The organism is Photobacterium gaetbulicola (genome assembly GCF_003025515.1).
GTDB classification, from domain to species: domain Bacteria; phylum Pseudomonadota; class Gammaproteobacteria; order Enterobacterales; family Vibrionaceae; genus Photobacterium; species Photobacterium gaetbulicola.
In genome coordinates, this window is sequence record NZ_PYME01000053.1 from 1 (window position 1) to 6,457 (window position 6,457).

A 6,457-nucleotide genomic window follows, 5' to 3' on the forward strand; every position below is an offset into this window, starting at 1 on the left:
CGTTTGCTTCCTTCAGATCCCACCTCACGGTGGACACCCTTGCATAGGCTAACGGTTCTCGCTCGACTGAGCCCGTAGAGGACTTTCACCTCCTAGAACAACGCCATGCTCGGCGCACCAACAAAAAGCCTCCGGTTTGCCGGAGGCTTTTCTGTTAACTGTGCCCTTATCGACAGCATTGATGGCTAAAACGCCATCTGCCATTTGAGGTATGCCTCTTCATTTGAGTCATAGCCAGCCCTAATCCGATGGTTTTTAATTTGGTAGCCGACGAAAGCATCATAGGTATAGAGATCATAATCATCTTCACCAAATGAATAAAAGTTGTCAAAACCAATATGCCACGCGTTGTGGTTAATTCGAGAGTAGAAGCCAGCCATACCAATAGCAATAGAGTCGTCGGTCACTTGATTCTTATTTACCCCAATGGTTAACACTGGATAAAAGGTGACTTTTTCCATTGCTTTCCACGTAGCGACATAACCCCCTGTTAGCGACTCCACATCACCACCAAAATAGCCTTCAGTATAAAAACCTTGCCCTTCATTCATCCAATAATATCGAGCCTTTAGTTCATCGAAGCCTTTTTTAGACTCAAGGCTCATCCCATGCTTGCCGAAAGCCAAACCAAAACTAGCATCAACATCCCCATTAGCCGCTATCCCCATCCCAACTGAAGAGTAAACCGCCGTTGGATCAGCCATATTAACCTTGTCCTGATTTTCGACCTCTTGCTCTGCAAAGACCTTAGGTTGAATACTACTGAGTAGCAAAATTAATAACAAACGCTTATTCATGGTCGTTCCTGTAATATTTAATGAGTAGCTTATTGATAACGCATGCCAGGTTTTATCTTTTCTTATATTATTTACCTTATGAATAATTATTGTTGAGCATCAGGCAACTCAAAATAAAACCACATATTTCTTTTTATTATTTATGGGTGTTACTAAATCGCAATGCATTGAAAATAATCAATAACAGTTTTGGAAATGAAAGCCATCAACATAAGCTTGCAAAGTAAAAGCGTGATATTAAGAAAAGCTGTAAATAATAGGAAGGTATTGATGGAAATTTGAATGCAGGTAATAGGTCTTAATTTTTACCTATTACCTGCATGATGTGAATAACCCTATAGTGAATATAAGTAGTAAATCTGGGTTTTAACGCGAATAACAATACCGCGGATCGCGTCCAAGAAACTTAATAATGGGGTTGGCTTTTCACCAGATATCCATGCTAAACCAACAGCACCTACAGGAATATCAAAGCCCTCCGGCTCATGAATTTTCAAACGTACAAAGTGGTGTTTGTTAAGCACATTCAAGCCAGTAGTCCGGCGAACATTATCATCGACGGCCAATAGGCTACCTTGCGATTCCCCCGTCGCTTCGATAATACTATCAACCGATGCAGAAAAGACCTTACCAGGGTAAATTGCCGTACCGAATTCAGCCAACTGCCCTTTTTTTACATTACGTAGGGCCTGATGGTTGACTCTTGTTAAGACATACTTTTCATTGGTATACATAGCAAGACGAGGAGCTGCCCCTACATACTGCCCTTCACGCATAATGAAATTAGTCACAAAGCCATCAACCGGGGCGTATATCTTGGTATTGGCTAGATTCCATTGAGCCTTATCTACAGCCGTTTGTTTCTGAGCAACGACTGTTTCAGCATTGAAAACATTGACCATGATCTGTTCAGTTTTTAACTTTGCTTGGCTGAGCTTAATTTTGGCCATTTCTACTTCGCTCATTCGCCGCTCGAGCTGTTGTTTTGAAACTGTGTCCGCCACCTTGATTTCCTGAAGCTTATAACGCGCTAGCGTGTTAACCTTTAGTTCGAGATCCTCCTCAGCCGCATCCTGCTGATGGCGAGAGAGCTCGATTAACTTGATCTGCCCTCTCAAACCCATTTCCGCGCCGGCCAATTCAGCTTTTGCGTTTTCTACAGCAATTAGATAAGGCTCATCATCAATTTCATAAATCAGTTGACCTTTTTTAATTTTCTGATTGGGCTCTATATGAATAGCAGTTACCACCCCCTTCACTTCACTTGAGGCTGGCCTCAATTGAATATGTGGCGATTGCACGACAGAACCACCTGACATATCCATCGGCGTATAGGTAATAAGCCCTATCCAAACAAAGATAAGCCAACTGGTTCCGCCAATGTACGCAAAGAGCTTCGTTCCCTTATTCCATGGCATACCCACAAGGCGAAGAATATAAATAAATAACGCCCATACCGCCAATCCTTCAAGCATCTTGCTGTTCCTCTACAATCTGGGGTTCATCTTTCCAGATTTCACGTAATCGTCGAATGCCTAACTCAATGTCTGTAAAGGCAACAATTAATGCCAGAACCCAGACCCAGTGCCATATAAATCCCACCCAAGTCAAAGCCGATATCAAACCTAATTGTTGGTGTTTTTTTCGGTGAGCTTCATGAACAGGGATTTCATGAACTTTCCAAAAGCCATATGCTATTGCAGCAATTGACCCAAATAACACTACGCCGGCAACAACATGTAGGACGGTATCAGCGGTACTTTCAACAAAAGGCATTGATACTAACGACATTTGTTAACACTCCATTTATTTATAATTCTAATTACTCGATTATAATTCCGCATAAATCAAAACAAGAACTGCAATACGATGGTAAAAAATTGACATGTCTGGATTAAAGATAAAGTCACAGCTCATATAATTGAACATAAAAATTACACAAAAGTAATTTACCAATAATGGTTATATGCACTCGTTATTAATTTATGTTATATCTCTAAGTAACCACCCAATCCAAATATACGATAAAAATGACATCAGCTTTAACAACCGACAAAATCATCTTTGATAATCACAACAAGAAAATATCACAAATAAACGTATTACAGGCCAGTCACTAACATGAAAGCAAATGAGATTAATACTTATTAACTCATTGTTACTCGCTACTTATATATGTCAGAAAATGCTTTAACTAGTATGCCTTCTACCTGTGAAATTACAGGATGCTGATACCATATTCGGTGAAACTGAATACCAAGGTCAAACAACATAGGTTGACCATCTAATATCAGTGGTCTCATAACCACACCATCAGGAACAGCATCTTCTTTAATACCAAGTGTTACGAATACATTGTTATTCATCTTGACGCACTGAAAAGCTGTCGATACCGTGGCAACGGTAAGATTTTGCTTTAGCTGAATCCCAGTCCGTCTTTTCAACGTTTGGTAGTGCTCACTATTATCTAGTTCCCCCATCGTAACCCTAACACTAGGATCATTATTTAAATCACTTAAAGAAACCTGTTCCATAGAGGCACATCGATGTCTTTCAGATAAACATACATTAAGAGGCAACTCACCTAGACGGCGCTCAATCACTCGCTCGCTAACTTCACTAGGATAGCTCGTAACGCCGATTACGATCCGCTCTTTTTTGGGGTACTCAATCGCATCTTGCGACCAGTCCAAGAATGTAATTTTCACATTATCATTAATTGATTTAAGGCCTTGAATGATTGGAATTGCAAATATTTCACTTAGCATGGATGGCATATGAAATTCAAAATTCAAACTTTTATTATTTAGGCCGAATGATTGAACTAAAAATTCAGAATCTTCAAGCTGCTCAAGGGAATCTTTGACTCTACTGACAATCTGTGATGCCAATAGTGTAGGTTCATATACTTTGTTATTGGCAATAAACAGTTCATTACCGAATATTTCCCGACACTCGGCCAGATAACGCTGAAATGTAGCTCTACTTATTGATAAATAAAAAGTGACCTTAGCTTGTGTCCGCTTTTCATATAAAACGACGAGAAATCTATACAGATTCAAATCAAAGTTCTTTTTCATACAACCCTCTTGATGTTAGTGGAAATTTATAATGAATCAGTCTAATGCTGATGTTTTTATATTTATAACAACTATCTACAGATTTATCGCTTTCATTTGGCATTATCCGAGACAGCTGATTTTATAGTTCTTATGACTATATCTTTGAACCACTTATGCGCATTGCTTGTTTTGGTTCTGCGATGCTCGTTCAAATAAAAGTTAATTTTAAGCGATTCAACACTATCTATTTTAAATAAAGGTACAAGTTCCTTAGACCTATGCCTTGAGATTGCTAAGATATGCGATGCTATAAGTAGTTTATTTGTACCATTCATCGCATCGATCAGAGTGCTTAGTTGATTGCTTTTGAATGTTATATTTCTTTTATGACCTGAATATTTCAAATACTCGTCAATCAAAATATGATGCTGGGGAATTGAGTTAACGTCTAAGTTAAGATCAACAAACTGGTACATCATACACTGTTCTAATGTGACATTATTTGATTTTACTAAAGGATGTAATCTATGACCATAAATTACCGGATAAGTAGTAGTAAGTAGAGTCGACTCATAATCTTTACTTTCACAGAATTGATCGATATGAATTGAAAAATCAACCAAACCATCTTTCAGCTGCGTTTTAGGATTAAGGGTTGGCGGATATTCAATAACCCCACAGTTTGGTGCCAGTCTTGATAACTCCCTGATTATTGGAGCCGTGAAAATACGGCTCAATAACGGCGGCGTAGAGATTTTAAAAGTATGCTCACAATCCTGGGGTTCAAAATCGAAGTTAGTTATCAGCTTGCTGGTTGAAAACAAAATTTGATCTATTTGTGCTTGGAGCTGTAACGCTTTCTCCGTCGGTTGCAAACCATTCGATTCACGTAAAAAAAGCGGGTCACCAAATAAATCACGCAACCTGCGCAGTGTTCGGCTCATTGCGGGTTGTGAGAGATAAAGTACTTCTGCGGCCCGTGTTACATTTCGCTCCTTGAGTAGCACGCTAAGAGATACCAGTAGGTTCAGGTCAACCCTCGACAATTCTTGCTCAACTGTTTTCATAAATCCATACCAGCTACACGACCACATAAAAGTATATCATCTCCTTATGGCCGTTAGTTTAAAGACAGCCAATCAATTAAGTCCATATGAAACAGACAATTATATAAATGTCTGCGAAGAACATGTACTAATGCTTAAGATGAGTTGTCAATATCCATTGTTTTGACGCTCATTACAGATAGCTGAGCCGACAAGGTATTTTTATTATAACCACCAGACAATAATCGTTAATTTACATTCAACTCTAACAAGCCTTGTTCTTAGAATGTGTAACCCATACCAATAAAGTGAACACTACCAGTAAATTTACCTGATAGAGGTGCGATGTACTTGCTTTGATCGATATCAATATCACCTAGATCAGTATATTGGTAATAAATATCGAAAGACTGATCATCCCATGTTCTAGATACCCCTATTGAATATCGATGTTGTTCGCCAACAGGTAGTTCAGGGGTTTGAAGTGCTGGATTGTCTAAAGGAGAGGTTTCATAAGAGTAACCCAGCTTTAGCGCCCATTTATTACCCACATCATATTCACCACCGAGCCCTAAGTGCCAGACATCATCCCATTGACGATCAATAACATATATAGGATCAACCCGCTGAAACTCCATTGGAATAATAGTGTTTTCCATACTACTCCATTGGTGCCACTGTATAGTGCCCATCAGAGTCAGTTTATCACTTCCTTTAAAACTGATACTGGCATCTATCGTATTGGGCATAATGAGCCCGGTGGAGTACTTACCTTGGTATTGGTCAGAAACAGTGGTATCCGATTCAAAATGATGCTCTAGTTTGGATCGATAAGATAGCCCCAAGCGTGTTGATTCTGAAGCTTCATAGACAAGCCCCAAATTATACCCAAAGGCCCAATCCGATGCGCTATCCAGCTCGACTCCCCGGGTATTGGCCTGTAAAAAAGCATAATTGAACTGCAAGCCGGCAGCCACCGAGACTTTCGGATTGACTTTATAACTGATTGATGGATTGATTTGATAAGTCAGCAGTGCCACATCGCTGACTTGGGCAGCACCCTGCCAGTCAGTGCCATAATCAATTGTTGCACCGCCCAATGATCCCAATGCCAGGCCTAGATAGAGGTCCTCATTTATCTGCTGGGTATGAAAAAAGCCTGCAATAGGTAGGGTGCTATTTGAAGAACCGTCTTCACCCAGGCCTTTGTACTGAATATCTAGATTCAGCACACTCCCGGTAAGGGTTGTGAGATCATCATTCATGTGGGGCATTACCGCAGGATTAGCCCATATAGCCGCTGCTGAGCCCGTATAGACGCCATCTCCCGCTCCTCCTGTCCCTAGGTTGGCATAGGTTGCTTCTGGCAAAAAAAAACCACTTGCCTCTGCATAAGAACAGCCAACAACAAGTGATAAACCTATTATAATGGAATGGTCGCCCCTCTCTCAGCCGTCTACTATGGCGGTAACTGCGGGAAAGGAGAACGAGCATGACGATGACAACTGTCGGTATCGACTTAGCGAAAAACGTATTCCAGCTTCATGGGGTT

General features: G+C 40.3%; 6 protein-coding genes. All 6 read right to left on the minus strand.

The features are described 5' to 3' along the window. Positions 1 to 185 precede the first annotated feature (185 nt). Entirely contained in the window at positions 186 to 797 is a 612-nt protein-coding gene (locus tag C9J03_RS26060) for a hypothetical protein (RefSeq protein ID WP_052829643.1), read from the minus strand. Positions 798 to 1,132: 335 nt separating this feature from the next. Continuing rightward, a complete protein-coding gene (locus C9J03_RS26065; protein WP_044621359.1) occupies positions 1,133 to 2,272 on the minus strand; it encodes an HlyD family secretion protein in 1,140 nt (379 codons plus the stop codon). Then, positions 2,265 to 2,588: an MFS transporter gene (locus C9J03_RS26070; RefSeq protein ID WP_044621360.1), complete on the minus strand. Its 324-nt coding sequence runs from the start codon at positions 2,586 to 2,588 to the stop codon at positions 2,265 to 2,267. The genes C9J03_RS26065 and C9J03_RS26070 overlap by 8 nt, the downstream gene beginning before the upstream one ends. Positions 2,589 to 2,962: 374 nt before the next feature. After that, complete coding sequence (locus C9J03_RS26075; RefSeq protein ID WP_044621361.1) at positions 2,963 to 3,877, minus strand: LysR family transcriptional regulator; 915 nt, start codon at positions 3,875 to 3,877, stop codon at positions 2,963 to 2,965. Positions 3,878 to 3,969: 92 nt separating this feature from the next. After that, positions 3,970 to 4,926 (minus strand): LysR family transcriptional regulator, encoded by a 957-nt coding sequence (locus C9J03_RS26080; RefSeq protein ID WP_044621953.1) that lies wholly within the window; start codon positions 4,924 to 4,926, stop codon positions 3,970 to 3,972. A gap of 260 nt (positions 4,927 to 5,186) precedes the next feature. Beyond that, the gene (locus C9J03_RS26085; protein ID WP_044621362.1) at positions 5,187 to 6,335 is read right to left on the minus strand and encodes an OmpP1/FadL family transporter; all 1,149 of its coding nucleotides are present in this window, start codon (positions 6,333 to 6,335) and stop codon (positions 5,187 to 5,189) included. Between the last annotated feature and the right edge of the window lie 122 nt (positions 6,336 to 6,457).

What these genes read in the sequence shown, in the direction of transcription:
- C9J03_RS26060 (WP_052829643.1), bottom strand. Translation starts at nt 797, where the DNA reads ATGAATAAGCGTTTGTTATTAATTTTGCTACTCAGTAGTATTCAACCT.
- C9J03_RS26065 (WP_044621359.1), bottom strand. Translation starts at nt 2,272, where the DNA reads ATGCTTGAAGGATTGGCGGTATGGGCGTTATTTATTTATATTCTTCGC.
- C9J03_RS26070 (WP_044621360.1), bottom strand. Translation starts at nt 2,588, where the DNA reads ATGTCGTTAGTATCAATGCCTTTTGTTGAAAGTACCGCTGATACCGTC.
- C9J03_RS26075 (WP_044621361.1), bottom strand. Translation starts at nt 3,877, where the DNA reads ATGAAAAAGAACTTTGATTTGAATCTGTATAGATTTCTCGTCGTTTTA.
- C9J03_RS26080 (WP_044621953.1), bottom strand. Translation starts at nt 4,926, where the DNA reads ATGAAAACAGTTGAGCAAGAATTGTCGAGGGTTGACCTGAACCTACTG.